Here is a 22,585-nt window from a genome sequence, read left to right as displayed (position 1 = left end):
TTAAGCGGAGTCTTTTTTCTTTTCGTGAGGCACAAAAAAACAGGGGATTTACAATTGCGAAGAATCTCTGCAATTGCATCTAGATGTATTGTAATATAAAATAGTTGAACAGGAGTTTAATTTATTATGGAGGTGCTATGTCTAGTATGAATACGAATGAAAGAATTGTGCCCCTCCTACCATTAAGAGGCATTCTCGTATATCCAACGATGGTTCTGCATCTTGATGTAGGACGTGATAAATCGATACAAGCACTAGAGCAGGCGGCAATGGATGAAAATATCATCTTTTTAGCAATGCAAAAAGAAATGAATATCGACGATCCGAAAGAAGATGACATATATAGTGTAGGTACAGTGGCGAAAGTGAAGCAAATGTTAAAATTGCCGAACGGTACGCTTCGTGTCCTTGTAGAAGGTTTACATAGAGCAGAAGTAGTAGAGTTTATCGAAGAAGAAAATCTGGTACAAGTTTCTATTAGAACAGTAACTGAAGAAGTAGAAGATGATTTAGAAGAGAAGGCTCTTATGCGTACGTTACTGGAGCATTTCGAACAATATATTAAAGTTTCGAAAAAAGTTTCAAATGAAACATTTGCAACGGTAGCTGATGTAGAAGAACCCGGAAGACTAGCTGATTTAATTGCTTCTCACTTACCGATTAAAACGAAGCAGAAACAAGAGATTTTAGAGATTGTATCTGTGAAAGAACGACTACATACACTTATTTCAATTATTCAAGATGAACAAGAGTTACTTAGCCTAGAAAAGAAAATTGGACAAAAAGTGAAACGTTCAATGGAGCGCACGCAAAAAGAATATTTCTTACGTGAGCAAATGAAGGCGATTCAAACTGAACTTGGCGATAAAGAAGGCAAGGGCGGGGAAGTTGAAGAACTTCGTGAGAAAATTGAACAGTCGGGAATGCCTGAAGAAACAATGCAGGCTGCACTGAAAGAATTAGATCGTTATGAAAAGTTACCTGTAAGTTCTGCTGAGAGCGGTGTAATTCGTAATTATATTGATTGGTTATTAGCGCTTCCGTGGACAGAAGCAACAGAGGATATGATTGACCTCACTCATTCGGAAGAAATTTTAAATAAAGATCATTACGGTCTTGAAAAAGTGAAAGAGCGAGTACTTGAATATTTAGCTGTACAGAAGTTAACGAATTCATTAAAAGGACCAATTCTTTGTCTAGTAGGCCCTCCTGGGGTTGGGAAAACTTCGTTAGCACGTTCTATTGCAACATCGTTAAATCGTAATTTCGTACGTGTTTCTCTTGGTGGTGTGCGTGATGAATCTGAAATTCGTGGTCACCGTCGTACATATGTAGGAGCGATGCCAGGACGTATTATTCAAGGTATGAAAAAGGCGAAAACAGTTAATCCAGTCTTCTTATTAGATGAGATTGATAAAATGTCTAACGATTTCAGGGGAGACCCATCAGCGGCGTTACTTGAAGTGTTAGATCCAGAACAAAACCATAACTTCAGTGATCATTACATTGAAGAGCCATATGATTTATCGAAAGTTATGTTCGTTGCAACTGCCAATACACTTGCAAGTGTTCCGGGCCCATTGCTTGACCGTATGGAAATCATTTCGATTGCTGGTTATACAGAACTTGAAAAGGTACACATTGCTCGTGAGCATTTATTGCCGAAACAATTAAAAGAGCACGGCCTAAGAAAAGGTAATTTGCAAGTGCGTGATGAAGCGCTTCTTGAAATTATTCGTTATTATACACGCGAGGCTGGTGTTCGTACGTTAGAGCGTCAAATTGCAAAAGTTTGCCGTAAAGCAGCAAAAATTATCGTTACAGCAGAACGCAAGCGCATTGTTGTAACAGAGAAAAATATTGTTGATTTACTTGGTAAGCATATATTCCGTTATGGTCAAGCTGAAAAAACAGACCAAGTTGGTATGGCAACAGGTCTAGCTTACACAGCAGCGGGCGGCGATACACTTGCAATTGAAGTGTCTGTAGCGCCAGGAAAAGGGAAATTAATTTTAACAGGGAAACTTGGGGATGTTATGAAAGAATCCGCACAAGCCGCGTTTAGCTATATTCGTTCTCGTGCAGAAGAACTTCATATTGATCCGGATTTCCATGAGAAAAACGATATTCATATTCATGTTCCAGAAGGAGCAGTTCCAAAAGATGGACCGTCAGCAGGTATTACGATGGCAACGGCACTTATTTCTGCACTAACAGGTATTCCTGTAAGTAAAGAAGTTGGTATGACAGGTGAAATTACACTTCGTGGTCGTGTATTACCAATTGGTGGTTTGAAAGAAAAAACATTAAGTGCTCACCGCGCGGGATTAACAAAAATTATTTTACCGGCGGAAAATGAGAAAGATTTAGATGATATTCCAGAGAGCGTAAAAGAAAACCTTACGTTTGTGCTTGCATCTCATTTAGACGAAGTATTGGAGCACGCATTAGTAGGAGTGAAACAATGAAAGTAACAAAAGCAGATATTGTAATTAGTGCCGTTAAACCGGAACAATATCCAGACAGTGATTTACCAGAAATTGCCTTAGCAGGTCGTTCTAATGTCGGGAAGTCTTCCTTTATTAATAAAATTTTAAATCGTAAAAAGTTAGTACGTATTTCTTCTAAACCAGGAAAAACGCAAACGCTGAACTTTTTCTTAATCAATGAAATGATGCATTTTGTTGACGTTCCAGGTTATGGATATGCGAAAGTATCTAAAACAGAGCGCGCGGCATGGGGCAGAATGATTGAGACTTACTTTACAACACGTACCCAATTAGACGCAGCTGTATTAGTAGTTGATTTACGTCACCAACCAACAAAAGATGACATTATGATGTATGATTTCTTAAAGCACTATGAAATCCCAACAATTATTATTGCAACGAAAGCCGATAAAATTCCGAAAGGGAAATGGCAAAAGCATTTAAAAGTTGTAAAAGAAACGCTTGCTGTTGAAATTGGCGATGAAATCGTTCTATTCTCTTCTGAAACAGGTCTTGGAAAAGAAGAAGCATGGAAAGCAATTCATAAAATGACAAAAACGAAAAACGCGTGACGAATGTCGCGCGTTTTTTTTATTTACTAAACTTTTAGCGTACGTTTAATGTAACTTCAATATTTCCTCTTGTTGCTTTAGAGTAAGGACATACACCGTGAGCGGCTTCTACAAGTTCTTGTGCTTCGGCATGAGAAACACCAGCAACATGTACGTCAAGTACAGCAGACAGTCCGAAACCACCATCTGTATCTTTACCGATAGAAACGTGTGCAGTCACTTCTGTACTTTCCACTTTCACACGTTTTGTACGAATTACAAGTTGCAATGCGCTATCAAAGCAAGCTGCATAACCAGCTGCAAATAATTGTTCTGGATTTGTTGCCTCTCCGCCTGCGCCACCTAGTGCTTTTGGCATTTTTACATCAAGATTTAATATGCCATCATCTGAAACTACCTTACCGTTTCTTCCACCTGTTGCTGTTACTGAAGCAGTATATAATTTATCCATGTTTATTCCCCTTTTCTATCATTAATTTTTTTCATTGTTTCAATTAATGTGTTTAATTGGATTAATAAAGAATGATATTCTTGCTCTGTAATTCCTAAATTTGTAGCCATCGTTGTCGGTAATGAACAAGCTATTTCTTTTAAATCTTTACCTTGTTCTGTTAATTCAATACAAACTTTTCGCTCGTCTTCTTTTGAACGAACACGTTGTACAAGTTTTAATGATTCCATCCGTTTTAACATAGGTGTTAAAGTACCAGAATCTAAAAATAGACGTTCTCCAATTTCTTTTACTGTTAGTCCGTCTCGTTCCCAGAGTACGAGTAAAGTAATGTACTGGGGATACGTAATGCCCATTTCTTCTAAATAGGGTCGGTAAAAACGAGTAACCTCTTTAGAACAAGCGTAAATAGAAAAACAAAGTTGGTTATCTAGATGTAGAGGATTTTCTTTCATAAGCAACTCCTTATATTTTTAAATTGTGCACAATTTAATTTTGTAAAATCAATATAACGAAAAATAAATACAATGTCAAATGCATTGCATTGAGAAAGTGAGTACTATATTTTGGAACAATCATACATATTTTCCTTCATGATGAAAGAAGATAGAAAAGATGATGTTATAATTAATATGGAATAGTTTCCATCACTTGATTATGAGGACTTTTTTTGGTAACGTACAAATAGAGTTATTATTTTATAATCATTATAAAGTAGAGAGTTCTTTATTAATCTTACTGAAGCTCCTTTATTACATATGGAGAAAAAATAATCAGTTGTTCACACGATTGTCAGATTCATAAGAGGAAAGTTGTATTATGATAGTAGATAAAGTGATAAAACGGGTGAAGGGGGACATGCTGCGTGCATATTCTTGTTGTTAGTGTAAATTATCGAACAGCCCCTGTAGAATTTCGTGAGAAACTCACATTTCAGGCAGCAGAGCTAGAGCAAGCAATGACTACATTACAAAACCAAAAGAGCGTACTAGAAAATGTCATTGTATCAACTTGTAATCGCACTGAGATTTACGCTGTTGTCGATCAATTACACACGGGACGGTATTACATTAAGAAGTTTTTAGCTGATTGGTTTCAGCTTGAAATAGAAGAAGTCGCACCATACTTGTCTATTTTTGAACAAGATGGCGCAATAGATCATTTATTCCGCGTAACGTGCGGTCTAGATTCTATGGTTGTTGGAGAAACGCAAATTTTAGGTCAAATAAAAGATAGCTTTTTAGAAGCGCAACAAGTAAAAGCGACAGGTACAATTTTTAATGAGTTGTTTAAGCAAGTGGTTACGTTAGCAAAACGTGCGCACTCAGAAACAACGATTGGTGAAAGTGCGATGTCTGTTAGTTATGCTGCTGTTGAGCTCGGAAAGAAAATATTTGGAGATTTAACAGATTGTCATGTACTTATTCTTGGTGCTGGTAAGATGGGTGAACTTGCACTGCAAAACTTATACGGAAGCGGTGCTCGTAAAGTAACAGTTATGAATAGGACGCTTACGAAAGCGGAAGTGATGGCTGAGAAATATATGGGACATGCAAAGCCTTTAAGTGAATTGCAATGTGCATTATTAGAAGCGGATATTTTAATTAGTTCAACGGGTGCATCAGAATATGTCATTACGAAAGAGATGATGACGAAAGTAGAGAGAATGCGCTCTGGTCGTCCGTTATTTATGGTTGATATTGCAGTACCACGTGATATTGATCCTGCGATTGATGAATTAGAAGGCTCTTTCTTATATGATATCGACGATTTGCAAGGTGTAGTTGAAGCAAACCGTGCTGAACGTTTAAAAGAAGCAGAGAAAATTCAATTTATGATTGAAGAGGAAATGGTTTTATTTAAAACGTGGTTAAGTACGCTTGGTGTTGTACCGTTAATATCGGCTCTTCGTGATAAAGCGCTAGCAATTCAAAGTGACACGATGGAAAGTCTTGAGCGAAAAATACCAAACCTTAGTGATCGTGAGAAAAAAGTAATTAGTAAACATACGAAAAGTATTATTAATCAATTGTTAAAAGATCCAATTTTAGTAGCTAAAGAATTAGCTGCTGAAGAGGGAGCTGGCGAAAAATTAGCTTTATTTGCGAAGATTTTTGATTTAGAAGTGGAAGAAGCGGGAAATACGGAAGAAGTAGAACATAAAAGAGCGTGGACACCATCCGTTCCATCTTTATAACTTGGAAGGATGATCGGATGAGTTTTTTAAATAACAGTATTATTTATCATATTGCAATTATTTTATATGCTTGTAGCATTAGTTTATATTTTATAGATTATTTTCAAAGTAACCGAAAGGCGAACCGATTTGCTTTTTGGTTACTTTCGATTGTATGGGTATTGCAGTCTATCTTTATGTTGCTTAGGGCTACAGATTCAGAAACGAATCCTATTTTAACTTTATTGTCAGGGATTTATTTTTATGTTTGGTTATTGATTACGATGTCATTAGTCATTAATCGATTTATGCGCATTGACTTTTTAGTCTTTTTTACAAATGTTGTAGCATTTGGCGTAAGCGCTTTTTCTATTTTTACACCGCTCGGAAAGATGTCGCCAGTACTTGCAGAGCAATTAGTTTCAGAACTTGTATACGTGCATGTCGGTATGGCGATTATTTCTTATGCAACGTTTACTGTATCGTTTATTTTTTCTATTATGTATTTATTGCAATATCGGCTATTAAAAAAGAAAAAATGGAATGCGAGATTAAGAAGGTTAGGGAATTTGCCGAAGCTTGAATCTATGTCTTACGGATTAAATTTATTTTCTGTTCCGTTTTTCTTATTAGCAATTATATTAGGATGCATATGGGGATATACAAAATTGGATAATTTCCATTGGTATGATACGAAAGTAATCGGGTCTTTTGTCGTTCTATTTGTATATTGTGCGGGCTTATATTTACGAGCGGCAGATGTGTTGCAAGGTAAGAAAATTGTGCTGTGGAATATCGGGGCATTTCTCGTAATGCTAGTTAACATTTTTCTATTAAGCAGTTTATCTAATTTCCACTTTTGGTATTTATAATGAGGAGAGAGAATTATGCGCAAAATTATTGTAGGTTCACGAAAGAGTAAACTAGCATTAACACAAACAAATTGGTTTATCGATCAATTAAAAGCGCTTGGTTTACCATATGAATTTGAAGTGAAAGAAATCGTCACAAAAGGTGATGTTATTTTAGATGTTACTCTTTCAAAAGTAGGCGGAAAAGGTTTATTTGTAAAGGAAATTGAACATGCGTTACTTACGAAAGAAATTGATATGGCTGTACATAGTATGAAAGATATGCCAGCTGTACTTCCAGATGGATTAACGATTGGTTGTACGCCAAAGCGCGTTGACCCTCGTGATGCTTTTATTTCTAAAAACGGAGAATCGTTTAAAGACTTAGCAGAAGGCGCGATCTTAGGGACGAGTAGTTTGAGACGTAGTGCACAATTACTAGCTGCGAGACCAGATTTACAAGTGAAATGGATTCGTGGGAATATCGATACACGCTTACGTAAGTTAAAAGATGAAGATTACGATGCAATTATTTTAGCGACAGCTGGACTACAGAGAATGGGCTGGGACGGAGAAGTTATTACAGAACATTTAGATGAAACGTTATGTGTACCAGCCGTAGGACAAGGTGCGTTAGCAATTGAATGTCGTGAGGATGATAAGGATTTACTTCAGTTGTTAGCACATATTAATGATGCAGTAACAGAAAGAACAGTGGCTGCTGAACGAGTATTTCTTCATAAACTTGAAGGTGGATGCCAAGTTCCAATCGCTGGATATGCAACTCTTAAAGAAAATGATGCAATCGAATTAACAGCGCTTGTCGGTTCTATGGACGGTTCTGTTTTATTAAAAGAAATAGTAGTAGGCACTGATCCGAAGCAAGTAGGATTAGAGGCTGCGGACCGTTTAATTAAACAAGGAGCAAAAGAGCTCATTCTTGCTGCAAATAAGGAGCAACAATAAATATGGATGCTCTCGCTGGCAAAATAGTATTGATTACACGTGCCCAGCATCAAGCGAAACAAATGAGTGTAGCAGTGAAAGAAAGGAGCGGAATTCCATTGGAAATTCCGCTTTTGCGTATGGAAGGCACATCTCATAGGCAAATTCAGCGTATAACAAGGCAACTACATTCGTATGACTGGGTTATTTTTACGAGTAAAAATGGTGTAGCTTTTTTTCTAGATGGTTTAGAAACAAAAATACCATTAACTATTAAAATCGCTGCGGTAGGCGTGAAAACAAAATTAGAGTTAGAAAAAAGGGGCTATCAAGTTCATTTTGTTCCGACCTCATTTGTTGCAGAAGCATTTGCCGAAGAGTTTCTAAAAAAATTAAGTGGAAACGAGCGTATTTTATTTCCGAAAGGGAATTTAGCAAGAGATGTAATCCCGGTTAAACTTAGGGAGTTTGGTGTTTTTCTAGATGAGCTAATCGTATATGGTACGAAGGTGAATGTAGAGAAAAAACAAGAACTTATAACAGCATTGAAATTAGGGAAAGTAAATATTATTACATTTACGAGCCCGTCAACTGTTGATAGTTTTGTTCATTTACTTGAGGGTACAAACTGGAGAGAATGGACAAAAAAATGTACAATTGCTTGTATAGGGCCTATTACGGAAAAAGAGGCGAACCTTTATTTTCCACATGTTATTGTGCCAAAAGAGTACACTGTAGAAGCATTACTGCAATGCATTTGTGAATCTATAAAATAAAAGAATGGGGATAGAAATCTATGAATTCTTTACAATTTAATCGTCATCGTCGTCTAAGACAAAGCGGAGGCATGCGTGCACTTGTGCGTGAAACATTTTTACATACAGAAGATTTTATTTACCCTATTTTTGTATTAGAAGGAGAAAATACTCGTAATGAAGTTCCTTCTATGCCAGGCGTATATCAAATGTCGTTAGACTTATTGCAAGCTGAAATGCAAGAGGTCGTTGATTTAGGTATTCGTTCTGTTATTGTATTTGGTTTACCTGCTGAAAAGGACGAAGTTGGATCATCGGCATATTGTGAGCATGGAATTGTACAGCGTGCAATTAAGCAAATTAAAGATGAGTTCCCAGAGCTAGTAGTAGTTGCAGATACATGTTTATGTCAATTCACAAGCCATGGTCATTGCGGTGTTATAGAAGATGGCGTTATTTTAAATGATGAGTCTCTTGCAGTTCTTGCAAAAACAGCTGTAAGTCAAGCGAAAGCAGGCGCAGACATTATTGCACCATCAAATATGATGGACGGATTCGTAACAGCAATTCGCCATGCATTAGATGAAAATGGTTTCGCGCACGTACCAGTTATGTCGTACGCTGTGAAATATTCATCAGCATTTTACGGACCGTTCCGTGATGCAGCACATGGTGCACCGCAGTTCGGTGACCGTAAAACATATCAAATGGACCCAGCGAACCGTATGGAAGCATTCCGTGAAGCAGAATCAGATGTAATAGAAGGGGCAGACTTCTTAATTGTAAAGCCAGCTCTTTCTTATTTAGATATCGTTCGTGATGTGAAAAATAGCTTTAACTTACCAGTCGTTGCTTATAACGTAAGTGGTGAATATTCGATGATTAAAGCAGCAGCGCAAAATGGTTGGATTAATGAAAAAGAAGTTGTACTTGAGAAATTAATTAGCATGAAACGCGCAGGAGCAGACTTGATTATTACGTATCATGCAAAAGATGCAGCAAGATGGTTACAAGAAGGAGGCGCTAAATAATGAAAAAGTTCGATAAGTCGATTGCGGCGTTTGAAGAGGCGCAAAATTTAATGCCTGGTGGCGTAAATAGCCCTGTTCGTGCCTTTAAGTCTGTTGGTATGAATCCGCTGTTTATGGAGCGCGGAAAAGGCTCTAAAGTATATGATATCGATGGGAATGAATACATCGATTACGTATTATCGTGGGGACCTTTAATTCATGGTCATGCGAACGACCGTGTTGTTGAGGCTTTAAAAGCTGTTGCTGAAAAAGGAACAAGCTTTGGTGCACCAACAGAAATTGAAAATAAATTAGCGCAGCTTGTTATTGAGCGCGTGCCATCAATTGAAATTGTACGTATGGTTAACTCTGGAACAGAAGCGACAATGAGTGCACTACGTTTAGCTCGAGGTTATACAGGGCGTAACAAAATTTTGAAATTCATTGGTTGTTACCATGGTCATGGCGATTCGTTATTAATTAAAGCAGGTTCTGGTGTGGCGACGCTAGGTTTACCAGATAGCCCTGGTGTACCAGAAGGTGTAGCGAAAAATACGATTACAGTAGCGTACAACGATTTAGAAAGTGTAAAATATGCTTTCGAACAATTCGGTGATGACATCGCTTGTATAATTGTAGAACCAGTGGCAGGGAATATGGGTGTTGTTCCCCCGCAACCAGGATTTTTAGAAGGACTTCGTGAAGTGACAGAGCAAAACGGTGCACTACTTATTTTTGATGAAGTAATGACAGGATTCCGTGTTGCTTATAATTGTGGACAAGGTTACTACGGCGTAACTCCTGATTTAACTTGTTTAGGTAAAGTAATCGGTGGTGGCTTGCCGGTAGGAGCATACGGTGGTAAGGCAGAGATTATGCGTCAAGTTGCACCAAGCGGACCGATTTACCAAGCCGGAACATTATCGGGTAATCCACTTGCCATGACAGCAGGCTATGAAACGTTAGTGCAGTTAACGCCAGAATCATATGTGGAATTTGAGCGTAAAGCAGAAATGTTAGAGGCTGGACTACGTAAGGCAGCTGAAAAGCATAATATCCCGCATCATATTAATCGTGCAGGTTCTATGATTGGTATTTTCTTTACAGATGAGCAGGTTATTAATTATGATACAGCAAAATCTTCAAACTTAGAATTCTTTGCAGCTTACTATCGTGAAATGGTAGAACAAGGTGTATTTTTACCACCTTCTCAATTTGAAGGTTTATTCTTATCGACAGCACATAGTGATGCAGATATTGAGGCGACAATTGCGGCGGCTGAAATTGCAATGTCAAAATTAAAAGCATAATTTCTTAGAGAAAATCGCTTTCCATTAGGGGAGCGATTTTTTTTTATTCATAAAGTAGCCTTAGGGAACATAAATCTGTAATGACCTATAGTTTGGGAGGGGGAAAAGAAGTGGCAACAGATCATTCATTACGATTTTCATTAAAAGAATCTGTTTGGTTCCAAAAGGGACAGGAAGTCGAAGAACTTTTGTCAATTTCGTTAGATCCAGACGTTGAGATAGAGGAGCTCGATCATGAAGTTATCGTGAGAGGGCAATTAGATTTAACGGGAGAGTATGTTGCAAGGCAAGATGATTCAGCTTATTCATTAAGAGAGCTATCACCAGCAAAGGCAATTGATTATGTAGAAACAAGGGCAGATGGGGTTAATGAGCTTGTCCATTCCTTTCCGCTCGAAATATCAATTCCAAGAAATCGAGTGAAAGTAATTGAAGAATTATATGTATCAATCGAGGAATTTGATTATGAATTAAAGGAAAATGGTTGCTTACAACTATTAGCGGATATATCTATTACAGGTTTATGTGACGAAGAAAGAACCGAGGGTGAAGAGGAAGAGACGGCGTATGCCGAGTTGGAAGCTGATTCAGCTGAAGATGATGAAAGTAGACCTGCACCGCACGAAGAGGTACCAGCCTATAAAGAATCAGATGGATGGGAAGATTATGCATTTGAACCGTTTCAGTTAGAAGAAAGAAAAGAGCAAGAAATAGAAGAAGAGGAATTAGAAGAACATGAACTTGTGGAGCGTGAAGAGGAGAAAGAAACGACGCCACAATTTGAATTGTTCGGGCGAAAAAATTTCAAGAAAGAAAAAGCGAAAAAGCAGGAAGAGCCAGAGGAAGAAGCATATTCACAGCGGGATGAAAATGCACTTTATTTAACGAAATTATTTACGAAAGAACCAGAAGAAGAATTTACGAAGTTAAGAATGTACTTCGTACAAGAAGGAGACACAATTGAAGCTGTTGCAGAACGTTATGAAACGACTGTACAAAGCTTATATCGTGTAAATCAATCAGAAGATATATATTTAACTACAGGGCAAATTATATATATTCCTGTTTCAAAAGCAACAGCGAAATAAGTGAGTGAGTTTTTTCACTCACCTCTTTTCTTTTCCTAGAAGCTATGTTTTGAATAAGAAAGGGTTATTCGTATGGATATTGAATTACGAAATCGCTATGAACCCATTGTGAGGCAATATAGATTGGACACTCAGCATATGGAAGAGCACGGAAGTGTAATGAAAATTTATACGAATCAAGGTCCGTATGCGTTAAAGAAAATACAAGATAGAAAATTAGAGCGGAATAATTTTTTGCACCATATTCAATATTTGAAGGAGAAAGGTTTTTCGAATTATGTACCTATCTATCATGCGACGGACGGGAATTATGTTTTAAGTGATGGGACGTATAGCTATTATTTAATGCCTTGGTTAGAACGTGCGGAAGGAAATGGCGAAGATAATGATCAATACCATAAGATGTTTCAAACGCTCGGGACGTTGCATCAAAAAACGGTGAAAGAGGAAACTTATACAGAAGAAGATTTAGAAAAACATTATACAAATATATCCGAACGTTGGGAAAATGATGGTGAGATATTAGAAGAGTTTCTTGTAGAATCTGAAGCGAAGTGGTATATGTCGCCATTTGAATTACAATATTGTACGTATTATCACCATGTTATGAGAGCGCGTGAGTTCGCAACGAAACAATTAAGTGAATGGCATGATGCAATGAAAGAAAAGGAAACGACACGTACTACTTTCGTTCATGGGAATGTATCGCTTAATCACTTTTTATTTGATTATGAACGAAACGGTTATTTTATTAGTTTAGAAAAGTCTCAGTTTGCTACACCGGTACAGGATATCGTCAGCTTTTATTCAAGGTCTTTAAACACATATCCAATTGCGCGGAGTGACCGCTTTGAATGGTATCAAATGTATCAAAAAAATTTTCCATTTACGAAAGAGGAGCAGATTCTTATGTTTGCGTATATGACGTACCCGTCGCATTTTATTCGGCAAATTCAGTCGTATACGAAAAGAAGAAAGAGTCGTAATGAAGAAAATGAGCTCCGCGGGGTGAAAAGCCTGCAGCAATCGCATTGGCTCATTAGCAATACAGAATATTTCCTTTCGCAGTTACAAGCTGCCCAGCAAGGGAACGGATAAAGTGAAACTTTAATCAGTGGGGGTTTTGTTCATCCCCCACTGATTATTAGCCTTCACCAATCGGGCGTTTACGGGCAGTGGATCTCCCACCTAACTTCTTTGTTTCAGCCGGATTTTGAGGTGGGGGTCTTACTGCTCGTTAACGCGGGATAAAGAAGATAAGTAGGGAGAACCCTGCTTATCTTTTTTTATTAGTTCCATAAAGAGATAAAGGTCATAGTTTCAAATTTATCTTGACGAATAAGGTTTCGTTTTTTACACTATTGTATATAATAATTAACAATCACATAAATGCATCGAAGGGGAAGAGTATAACATGAAACGTCTTCAGAGAGGGGAACCATTGGCTGGGAGGTTCTCTAGATAGTTATGTTAGAAGGTAGCCCTGGAGCATCTTTTCTGAACGGAATGGTTCTCATTAGGAAAAGACGGATTTGTCCGTTATCAAATTAAGAGTATAAGCAAATTCTGAATTTGTTTGTAAATAAAGGTGGTACCGCGATGTCCCTCGTCCTTTTTTGGATGAGGGGCATTTTTTATTTTAAGGAGGGAAAATAATGTCAAACACGGAAAAGAATTTACCAACTAAATATGATCATATGTCCGTTGAAGAAGGCCTTTACAAGTGGTGGCTTGAAGGCAAATATTTCGAAGCAACAGGAGACGAGAAGAAACAACCATATACAATTGTAATCCCACCTCCGAACGTAACTGGTAAGTTACACTTAGGTCATGCTTGGGATACAACTCTTCAAGATATTTTAACTCGTACAAAGCGTATGCAAGGTTATGATGTATTATGGCTTCCAGGAATGGACCATGCTGGTATCGCAACGCAAGCGAAAGTAGAAGGGAAACTTCGTGAAGAAGGTATTTCACGTTATGATCTTGGCCGTGAGAAATTCCTTGAAAAAGCTTGGGAATGGAAAGAAGAATACGCTTCTCACATTCGTCAACAATGGGGGAAAGTTGGTTTAGGACTAGACTATTCTCGTGAACGCTTCACATTAGACGAAGGTTTATCTAATGCTGTTAATAAAGTATTCGTTCAATTATATGAAAAAGGCTTAATTTACCGCGGTGAGTATATCATCAACTGGGATCCAGCAACACGCACAGCTCTTTCTGATATTGAAGTAATTCATAAAGAAGTTCAAGGTGCATTCTACCATATGAACTATCCGTTAACAGACGGTTCAGGTCACATTCGCCTTGCAACTACTCGTCCAGAAACAATGCTTGGTGATACAGCAGTAGCAGTTCATCCAGAAGATGATCGTTACAAACATTTAATCGGAAAAACAGTTACACTTCCAATCGTAGGCCGTGAGATTCCGATTATTGCTGATGAATACGTAGAAAAAGACTTCGGAACAGGCGTTGTAAAAATTACACCAGCTCATGACCCGAATGACTTTGAAGTAGGTAACCGTCATGACTTACCACGTATTTTAGTAATGAACGAAGATGGAACGATGAACGAAAAAGCTGGTAAGTACAACGGTATGGATCGTTTCGAATGCCGTAAAGAGTTAGTGAAAGACTTACAAGAAGCTGGCGTATTAGTAGAAATTGAGCCTCATATGCACTCAGTAGGTCATAGTGAGCGTAGCGGTGCAGTTGTTGAGCCTTACTTATCAACACAATGGTTCGTAAAAATGGCTCCACTTGCTGAAAAAGCAGTAGAGCTTCAACAAAAAGAAGAAGAAAAAGTAACGTTCGTACCAGATCGTTTCGAAAACACATACTTACGCTGGATGGAAAACATTCATGACTGGTGTATTTCTCGTCAATTATGGTGGGGCCACCGTATTCCAGCTTGGTATCATAAAGAAACTGGTGAAGTATACGTAGGTACAGAAGCGCCAGCGGATATTGAAAACTGGAATCAAGATAACGACGTACTTGATACATGGTTTAGTTCAGCACTATGGCCATTCTCAACACTTGGCTGGCCGAATGAAGATGCAGCAGACTTTAAAAAGTTCTATTCAACAGATGCTTTAGTAACTGGTTATGACATTATCTTCTTCTGGGTATCTCGTATGATTTTCCAAGGTTTAGAGTTTACAGGAGAGCGTCCATTTAAAGATGTATTAATTCACGGTTTAGTTCGTGATGAGCAAGGACGTAAAATGAGTAAATCTCTTGGTAACGGTATTGATCCAATGGATGTTATCGAGAAGTATGGTGCAGATGCAATGCGTTACTTCTTATCGACAGGAAGTGCACCAGGTCAAGATTTACGTTTCAGCATGGAAAAAGTAGAATCTACTTGGAACTTCATTAATAAAATTTGGAACGCATCACGTTTCGTATTAATGAACATGGATGACATGAAGTATGAAGAAATCGATTTAACTGGTGAAAAATCAGTTGCAGATAAGTGGATTTTAACTCGCTTAAACGAAACAATCGAAAGTGTAACACGTAACATGGATAAATATGAGTTCGGTGAAGCTGGTCGTTCATTATACAACTTCATTTGGGATGATTTCTGTGACTGGTACATTGAGATGGCGAAACTGCCACTATACGGTGAAGATGAAGCAGCTAAGAAAACAACTCGTTCTATTTTAGCTTACGTATTAGACCAAACAATGCGTCTATTACACCCATTCATGCCATTTGTAACAGAGAAAATTTGGCAACATTTACCGCATGAAGGCGAGTCTATTACAGTAGCGGCATGGCCAACAGTTCGTGAAGATTTACAAGATAAAGAAGCGGCAGCAGAAATGCACCTTCTAGTTGATATCATTCGCTCTGTTCGTAACATCCGTGCGGAAGTAAATACACCAATGAGCAAAAAAGTTCAAATGCAAATTAAAGCAAAAGACGAGGTAGTACTAGCTCAGCTTACGAAAAACAGTTCTTACATTGAGCGTTTCTGTAACCCAAGTGAACTAACAATTAAGATTGATTTACAAGCGCCAGAAAAAGCGATGACTGCAATCGTATCAGGTGCAGAGTTATTCTTACCGTTAGCTGATCTTATCAATCTTGATGAAGAGAAAGCGCGTCTTGAAAAAGAACTTGAGAAGTTCGATAAAGAAGTAGAACGTGTACAGAAGAAACTTTCAAACCAAGGATTCGTAGCAAAAGCTCCTGCAGAAGTTATTGACGGAGAGCGTGCGAAAGAGCAAGATTATCTAGAAAAACGCGAAGCGGTTCGTCAACGTCTAGCTGATCTTGAAAAATAAAATGTTTTTCAGAGACTCACTATATTGGTGAGTCTCTTTTCTTTGCGTATAATAGAATTATGAAGTTTGTCTTTTGAAAGGGGAATAGCAAACGTGATACATGCATACGAAGAAGCGATAAGCTGGATTCATAGCCGATTGAAATTTGGGATAAAACCAGGACTAGAAAGAATGCAATGGATGTTAGAAGAACTCGGAAATCCAGAGCGTCATATAAAATGTGTGCATCTTGCCGGCACAAATGGAAAAGGTTCAACTTTAACATATATGCGCTACATGTTAGAAAGCGCGAAATATAAAGTAGGAACGTTTACATCGCCTTACATAGAAACATTCAATGAACGTATTAGTGTAAACGGAATACCAATTGCAGATGAAGAGATTGCGGAACTTGTAAATATGGTAAAGCCAGTCGTTGAAAAATTAGATGAGACGGACTTAGGAGAAGCGACTGAGTTTGAAATCATTACAGTAATGGCAATTTGTTATTTCGGTAAAGTTAATTTCTGTGATGTTGTTCTATTTGAAACGGGGCTTGGGGGAAGATTTGATTCTACAAATGTTATTCATCCGGTTCTCACGATTATTACGAATATCGGCCACGATCATATGCATATTTTAGGCAATACACTAGGAGAAATTGCATATGAAAAGGCAGGAATTATTAAGTCTGGTGTTCCAGTTATTACTGGTGTGAAAAATGAAGAAGCATTACAAGTAATTCAAAAGGTTGCTAAGGAAAATCATGCAAGCTTATATGAACTTGGAAAACAGTTTACAACATTACATAAACATTCTAATGAAGATGGGGAACATTTTGATTTTGCTTGTCCATTCGCCTCATTTGAAAATGTTCGAATTTCAATGAAAGGTATTCATCAAGTAGGCAATGCAGCGCTAGCGCTTATGGCAGTAATGTATTTAAAAACATATTTATCATTTTTAATTAATGAAGAGGAAATGAAAGCTGGCTTACAAGAAGCCTACTGGATTGGTCGATTTGAAAAGTTACAAAGTAATCCAGATATTATAATAGACGGTGCTCATAATCCAGAAGGTATTGAAAGTCTTGTAAAAACAGTAGAGGCACATTATAAAAAGAAGAATGTAATAGTTTTATTTACTGCTCTTGGTGACAAACAGTTACATAACATGGTAGGGCAATTAGAAAAAGTTGCTGATGAAATAATATTTACGACGTTTGCCTTTGATCGTGCCATTTCTGCTGACAAGCTTGCATCGTATTCACAACAAGAGTCAAAATTAGTTTTTGAAGATTGGAAAGAGGCAATTGATATAAAAGTTGGTATGATTGGAGAAAATGATGTCTTTATCATAACAGGTTCTCTTTATTTCATTTCTGAAGTTCGAAAATATATTCGCGAGAAAAACTAGATAGTCTTTGCTATCTAGTTTTTTGTTCTACAAATGAAGTCAAATGCATACATATAAGATAAATATATAGGGTTATTTGGCGAATTTCTCTGACAAATATCTCGTTTTTTTGCGAAGTGAATATGATATGATGCGGACAACGATAAGAGGTGAGGTGTGAGTGTATGGACAAGCAATCACGAACGATCTCAGTGAAAGTAAATGGAACAGAAGCGAAGTATGAGGAAAAAAAGAAGGATGAGTTTGACTGGATGGTAGTAGAAAGTGAAAGACTAAAAAACGTTGTTCCGTTTCAAAAAGCGAAATTAGTGTCTAAGGAAAAAAAACGAAAGAAGTGGAGTAATACAATAATTGCAATCGTTGCAACTGCAATTGTTATTGGTACGGCGTTTGGAATGGGAATGCTGCATTTACTTAAGGGACAAGGGACGACAGGGGGAAGCGAAGTAACAGCTTCGAAGCAGATGGGGAATGAAGAATCAAAGGTGGGTGGAACGGCAGAACAAACACCGGCACCAAAAGTGGAAAAACAAAAAGCGCAGGTAGGAACGTCATTAGACCCCATGAAATTATATTTTGTTCAAGGAGGGATTTATTCTTCCGAAGAAAAGGGACAGGCCGCTCTTGAAGAGTGGAAAGGCAATGGGGGCGTGGCTGCTTTGAAACCGAGTGGTGATAAGTATGCGTTAGTTGTTGGTATTACGAGCGATGAACAGGCTGTTAATCAATTAATAGATCAGTATAAGCAAGATGGTGTTTCAGTTTTGAAAAAAAATTGGGATATTACAGATAAAGCATTGATCAAAAATGATAAAGAAGTAGGAATGTTTTTAGCGAAAGTGCAGCCATTATATACTCATTTAACAAAATATGCGTCCAGCGTACAAACTAGTGGAAAAAGTAATCCAAAAGATATAGAGGCGATTGAAAAAGAGTGGAAAGCTATTGAAAAGGAAGCGAAGAGTATGAAGCGTGAAGATGCGAAGAAGCTTTATACGTATACGTCAATAGCGGTGCAAACGATCAAGGAAGGGAAGGGCGATAAGGAATCTGTAGCTAAATTAAATCAAGTTATTATTGATGGATTACTTTCGTACGAAAAAATGGTTTCACAAAAAGTAAAGTAATAAGATAATAAGATGAAGGAGAAAGAAGTACATGTACTTCTTTCTTTTCTTTTGAATTTAGAGCAAAGTGCTTTCTGTATGGACAGAATATAATCGTATTTAAAAAGAACTATTATTTTGTTTAGAGAAAATGATATTTCTAGAATTTGTGGGGAAACTATTCCTTTGATACGATTGATTTGAATTATTCTGCTTCATGCGAGAAGGGAAGGAGAAAATATGAGGAAAATTATTTTAGCTTCAGGATCACCTAGGAGGAAGGAACTGCTTGAATTAGCTGATGTGCCATTTGAAATCGTTGTTAGTGAAGTAGAAGAGACGATTGGTGCATATTTATCACCTTCTGATATTGTTATGTCGCTTGCTTTGCAAAAAGCATCTGCTGTGGCAGAAAATCATAGTGATCACGTTGTATTAGGTGCAGATACAATTGTTACATATGATTCACGTATTCTTGGAAAGCCGTCTAATGAGGCTGAGGCGAAAGAAATGTTACGATTATTATCGGGGAAAACACACGAAGTATACACAGGTGTTGCAATTATATTGAAAGAAAAAACGGTAACTTTTTATGAACGTACAGAAGTAACATTTTGGGAATTAACAGAAGAGGAAATAGACGTATACGTTGCATCGAAGGAACCGCTTGATAAAGCAGGAAGCTATGGAATTCAAGGTAAAGGGTCTATTTTTGTTCAACATATTCAAGGGGACTACTACAGTGTAGTTGGCTTGCCAATTGCGCGTCTTGTCCGTGAACTAAAACAGTTTGATAGCGATGTAACCCATGCGTAAAATTGCATGGGGTTTTCTTTAGGAGAAATCGTAAAAAAAGGGGTGGAGAGATGAACGGTATTCGTGATGTTGTGAGAGAAGAACAGCCACGGGAGCGTTTATTGTTAGAAGGAGCAGGAAGTTTATCGAATCGAGAACTTCTTGCAGTTTTACTCAGAACGGGTTCTAAAGAAGAAACGGTGTTAACGTTATCAGATAATATCCTACATCATTTTGACGGCCTACGAATGTTAAAGGATGCAACGTTAGAAGAGATGATGAGCATTCATGGTGTTGGGATTGCAAAGGCGTCGCAGCTTATGGCTGCTTTTGAATTAGGTAGAAGAATGGTACGTTTAGAATATCAAAATAGATATAGTATTCGAAGTCCAGAAGATTGTGCGAGTTATATGATGGAAGAGATGCGTTTTTTGCAACAGGAGCATTTTGTTTGTTTATATTTGAATACGAAAAATCAAGTTATACATAGGCAAACTATTTTTATTGGAAGTTTAAATACGTCGATTGTGCACCCAAGGGAAGTTTTTAAAGAAGCGTTTCGCCGTGCAGCAGCCTCTATTATATGTCTTCATAACCATCGTGCGACACGTTCCTAACTGAAAAGGTTACGCACGCTGTCTGAACGTCATTTATGGCAAGTAAGAGAGTCGTGAACTCTTAACTCGATAGGTAGAATGATAGGGTAACGCCTTGAAATGCCTACTCTAATACTCCGACATGCGTTATTCGAATGTGTATAAGAATAGGGTGTGAAGCTCGGTGAAGTCGGCTGAAAGTTGTCGTAGTACTCATGAGTAACCGAAAGCTAACCAGAGGTGGTTGGTACAACTGATAGGTCGGGAGTCGTGAAAAACTTAATATGGTGAGAATGTGGTAAAACACTGACGAACTAGCGAATGAAATGTCTGTAAGTGGAACTACTTAGAAATGAGTAGACTTGATGAAAACTTCAAGTGCGTTCCGTGGGCGAGTAAGTATGGTGGTTTCGAAAGCTCCATGCATCGTTACAGGCGATGGAGAGGACGTCAGGCAAGAGCTAGCACCTAAGTTAAGAATAGATAGAGTTAAGGGAACGTGGAAAGCTATCAACATGGAGAGTACACACTCGACGAAGTGTTAGGAAGGAAAGGAATATATCTATAACTTCCTTTTATGATAGTGAGAGTAGAGGCAGGAGTGATGAAGTTTCTGTAATGGAAATGGAACAATAGCCTCAAGTCGTTTCGCCTAAATTATTTTAACTCAATCATCTCAAGGATTCTCGTATGACTAAAAAGGTCACGAGCCAAGATTGGAGCGTGATATACCTTGAACGAAAGCTTTAAGAAGATCCCTAGAATGAAAAATACAAGGTTACGCCATGCTGAGTATTATGGCATGACTGAAATCTTCGATGAACTTTATGTAAAAAGTAAGGATAAACAAAAATTTAAAAACCTCATGTCAATCATTACTTCAGACAACAACATTCTACTTGCCTATCGAAATATTAAACGGAATAACGGAAGTGCTACGCCTGGAGTCGATGAAGTTACGATAAAGGACGTTGAAGAGCTTGGAACCCATGAGTTTATTGGAATTGTGAAGAAAAGATTTAAACAGTATAATCCTCGAAAAGTAAAACGTGTGGAAATTCCAAAACCTAATGGAAAAACTAGACCATTAGGTATTCCATCTATGTGGGATAGAATTGCACAACAATGTATTCTACAAGTACTGGAACCTATATGTGAAGCTAATTTTTATAAATATAGTTATGGATTTAGACCGACAAAATCAGCTGAAAATGCAATATCTGCATGTAATGGACGAATAAACAATAATAAAATGCAATATGTAGTGGACATAGACATTAAAGGTTTCTTTGATGAAGTGAAACATTCAAAGCTTATGCGACAAATTTGGACAATGGGTATTCGTGATAAACAATTACTTGTGATTATACGTAAAATGTTAAAAGCGCCTATTGTTTTACCAAATGGAGAAATCGTACATCCAACAAAAGGGACACCGCAAGGTGGAATACTTTCCCCTCTATTGGCGAATATCACTCTAAATGAATTTGATTGGTGGATTGCAAACCAATGGGAAAGTAAAAAGTGTCGAACGATTAACGACTATTTTAATAAGAAAACAGGATGGTATAATCGTCAATATCGCTATCAACAACTTAGAAAAACATCTACATTAAAAGAAATGTACATTGTCCGCTACGCAGATGATTTTAAAATTTTTACTACAACGCGATTAAATGCTGAAAAGATTTTCATGGCAAGCAAAATGTGGCTAGAGGAACGGTTAAACCTTCCTATTTCTGAGGAGAAATCTCAAATTACAAATCTGAAAAAGAAAAGTAGCGAGTTTCTCGGCTTTGAACTGAAAATGGAACGAAAAGGATATGACCGTTTTGGCCGCAGAAAATACGTTTGTCAATCACATATAGCAGAAAAAGCACGAAAGAGGATTAAGAAACAACTCAAAGACCAAATCAAACTCATGCAAAGAGTTCCCAATGGAAACGAATTAATCAAGAACGTTCGAATTTATAATAGTATGGTTATTGGCATTCACAATTATTATCAAATTGCGACGCAAGTAGTCAATAGTTTGATGCCAATACAATACCAATTAACACAAATAGAACGTCAACGATTAAAGCAATTTTCATTGCGAAAAACAACCAATTATCCAATCAAAGATAAAGGCATTAAACCTTATTTAAAATCAAAGATGACAAGATATATTAATGGATATCCCCTCATTCCTATTGGGTTCATTAAAACAAAAACAGCATTAATGCCCAAAAATAGTGTTAATAAATTTACCGAAGAAGGACGAGAACTAATACATCGGGAACAAAAGTCGGTTCCGAACTGGCAAGTTCAATGGATTAGGGAACACCCTATCATTAATGAACGGGCAACGATAGAATTCAATGACAATCGAATATCGCTGTTTATAGCCCAAAATGGAAAATGTGCAGTAACTGGGGAAGAATTGATTCTAACGGAAATGGATTGCCATCATAAAACATTATGGAGTAAAACGAAGGATGATAGTTATTCCAACTTAGTGCTAATTACTAGAGATGTTCACCGGCTAATCCATGCCACAGATGTAGAAACTATCCAAAGGTATCTTGAATTTCTTGAATTAAATGAGGAACAACTTATAAAGCTGAATAAACTAAGATTGTTAATTGGAAATGAAATAATCAAGTAAATTAGGGATTTAAATTAAACTAAGTAGATTGAGGAAAATGAAATAGAAGGCAAACGATGGCATGCCGTGTGCGATGAAAGTTGCACGCACGGTGTAGA

The 22,585-nt window shown here is 37.5% G+C and carries 18 protein-coding genes, 1 pseudogene and 1 other annotated feature; of the genes and pseudogenes, 17 read left to right on the top strand and 2 right to left on the bottom strand.

The genetic code is table 11. The annotated features are described in order from the left end of the window. Positions 1 to 137 precede the first annotated feature (137 nt). Together lon and yihA are read left to right on the top strand one after the other, a co-directional pair. On the top strand, positions 138 to 2,468 hold the full coding sequence (gene lon / locus V7038_RS11815; RefSeq protein WP_002112067.1) for an endopeptidase La: 2,331 nt from the start codon (positions 138 to 140) through the stop codon (positions 2,466 to 2,468). Continuing rightward, entirely contained in the window at positions 2,465 to 3,061 is a 597-nt protein-coding gene (gene yihA, locus V7038_RS11810) for a ribosome biogenesis GTP-binding protein YihA/YsxC (protein ID WP_002088829.1), read from the top strand. The genes lon and yihA overlap by 4 nt, the downstream gene beginning before the upstream one ends. 34 nt (positions 3,062 to 3,095) lie before the next feature. Here yihA and V7038_RS11805 read toward each other — a convergent pair whose 3' ends face one another. Continuing rightward, positions 3,096 to 3,512 (bottom strand): organic hydroperoxide resistance protein, encoded by a 417-nt coding sequence (locus V7038_RS11805; protein ID WP_000359777.1) that lies wholly within the window; start codon positions 3,510 to 3,512, stop codon positions 3,096 to 3,098. Between the two features lie 2 nt (positions 3,513 to 3,514). Further along, the gene (locus tag V7038_RS11800) at positions 3,515 to 3,967 is read right to left on the bottom strand and encodes a MarR family winged helix-turn-helix transcriptional regulator (RefSeq protein WP_002112064.1); all 453 of its coding nucleotides are present in this window, start codon (positions 3,965 to 3,967) and stop codon (positions 3,515 to 3,517) included. Between the two features lie 410 nt (positions 3,968 to 4,377). Between V7038_RS11800 and hemA the strand changes: the two genes are divergently transcribed. From hemA to ltrA, 15 genes and pseudogenes are all read left to right on the top strand, one after another. Continuing rightward, complete coding sequence (gene hemA / locus V7038_RS11795; protein WP_002112063.1) at positions 4,378 to 5,709, top strand: glutamyl-tRNA reductase; 1,332 nt, start codon at positions 4,378 to 4,380, stop codon at positions 5,707 to 5,709. Positions 5,710 to 5,726: 17 nt separating this feature from the next. Continuing rightward, the gene (locus V7038_RS11790; RefSeq protein ID WP_002112062.1) at positions 5,727 to 6,560 is read left to right on the top strand and encodes a cytochrome c biogenesis protein; all 834 of its coding nucleotides are present in this window, start codon (positions 5,727 to 5,729) and stop codon (positions 6,558 to 6,560) included. A gap of 15 nt (positions 6,561 to 6,575) precedes the next feature. Next, entirely contained in the window at positions 6,576 to 7,505 is a 930-nt protein-coding gene (gene hemC / locus V7038_RS11785) for a hydroxymethylbilane synthase (RefSeq protein WP_002199254.1), read from the top strand. 2 nt (positions 7,506 to 7,507) lie between these two features. After that, entirely contained in the window at positions 7,508 to 8,260 is a 753-nt protein-coding gene (hemD, locus tag V7038_RS11780; RefSeq protein WP_070139982.1) for a uroporphyrinogen-III synthase, read from the top strand. Between the two features lie 20 nt (positions 8,261 to 8,280). Beyond that, the gene (hemB, locus tag V7038_RS11775) at positions 8,281 to 9,270 is read left to right on the top strand and encodes a porphobilinogen synthase (protein ID WP_335470316.1); all 990 of its coding nucleotides are present in this window, start codon (positions 8,281 to 8,283) and stop codon (positions 9,268 to 9,270) included. Next, on the top strand, positions 9,270 to 10,559 hold the full coding sequence (gene hemL / locus V7038_RS11770) for a glutamate-1-semialdehyde 2,1-aminomutase (protein WP_002112056.1): 1,290 nt from the start codon (positions 9,270 to 9,272) through the stop codon (positions 10,557 to 10,559). The genes hemB and hemL overlap by 1 nt, the downstream gene beginning before the upstream one ends. A gap of 80 nt (positions 10,560 to 10,639) precedes the next feature. Then, a complete protein-coding gene (spoVID, locus tag V7038_RS11765) occupies positions 10,640 to 11,647 on the top strand; it encodes a stage VI sporulation protein D (RefSeq protein WP_171904007.1) in 1,008 nt (335 codons plus the stop codon). A gap of 72 nt (positions 11,648 to 11,719) precedes the next feature. After that, positions 11,720 to 12,745 (top strand): spore coat protein YsxE, encoded by a 1,026-nt coding sequence (gene ysxE / locus V7038_RS11760; protein ID WP_002112053.1) that lies wholly within the window; start codon positions 11,720 to 11,722, stop codon positions 12,743 to 12,745. Between the two features lie 287 nt (positions 12,746 to 13,032). Further along, positions 13,033 to 13,264: a binding site (T-box leader), on the top strand. Between the two features lie 38 nt (positions 13,265 to 13,302). Further along, positions 13,303 to 15,948 (top strand): valine--tRNA ligase, encoded by a 2,646-nt coding sequence (locus V7038_RS11755; RefSeq protein WP_002199259.1) that lies wholly within the window; start codon positions 13,303 to 13,305, stop codon positions 15,946 to 15,948. Between the two features lie 93 nt (positions 15,949 to 16,041). Continuing rightward, the gene (locus tag V7038_RS11750; protein WP_002112050.1) at positions 16,042 to 17,343 is read left to right on the top strand and encodes a bifunctional folylpolyglutamate synthase/dihydrofolate synthase; all 1,302 of its coding nucleotides are present in this window, start codon (positions 16,042 to 16,044) and stop codon (positions 17,341 to 17,343) included. A 164-nt stretch (positions 17,344 to 17,507) separates the two neighbouring features. Continuing rightward, positions 17,508 to 18,470, top strand: a complete 963-nt coding sequence (locus V7038_RS11745; RefSeq protein ID WP_002112049.1) for a hypothetical protein — start codon at positions 17,508 to 17,510, stop codon at positions 18,468 to 18,470. A gap of 219 nt (positions 18,471 to 18,689) precedes the next feature. Next, positions 18,690 to 19,265, top strand: a complete 576-nt coding sequence (locus V7038_RS11740) for a Maf family protein (protein ID WP_002112047.1) — start codon at positions 18,690 to 18,692, stop codon at positions 19,263 to 19,265. Between the two features lie 50 nt (positions 19,266 to 19,315). Next, a pseudogene (radC, locus tag V7038_RS11735) lies at positions 19,316 to 19,843 on the top strand (RadC family protein); the annotation flags it as partial. Positions 19,844 to 20,205: 362 nt separating this feature from the next. Beyond that, positions 20,206 to 20,385: a hypothetical protein gene (locus V7038_RS11730; protein WP_098988541.1), complete on the top strand. Its 180-nt coding sequence runs from the start codon at positions 20,206 to 20,208 to the stop codon at positions 20,383 to 20,385. 188 nt (positions 20,386 to 20,573) lie between these two features. Then, positions 20,574 to 22,487 (top strand): group II intron reverse transcriptase/maturase, encoded by a 1,914-nt coding sequence (gene ltrA, locus V7038_RS11725; protein ID WP_438825108.1) that lies wholly within the window; start codon positions 20,574 to 20,576, stop codon positions 22,485 to 22,487. Positions 22,488 to 22,585 lie beyond the last annotated feature (98 nt).

The organism is Bacillus sp. JJ783, assembly GCF_036963225.1.
Classification (GTDB): domain Bacteria; phylum Bacillota; class Bacilli; order Bacillales; family Bacillaceae_G; genus Bacillus_A; species Bacillus_A cereus_U.
The sequence above is the reverse complement of the archived record's forward strand: the minus strand, read 5'-3'. Positions and strand labels throughout refer to the sequence as shown.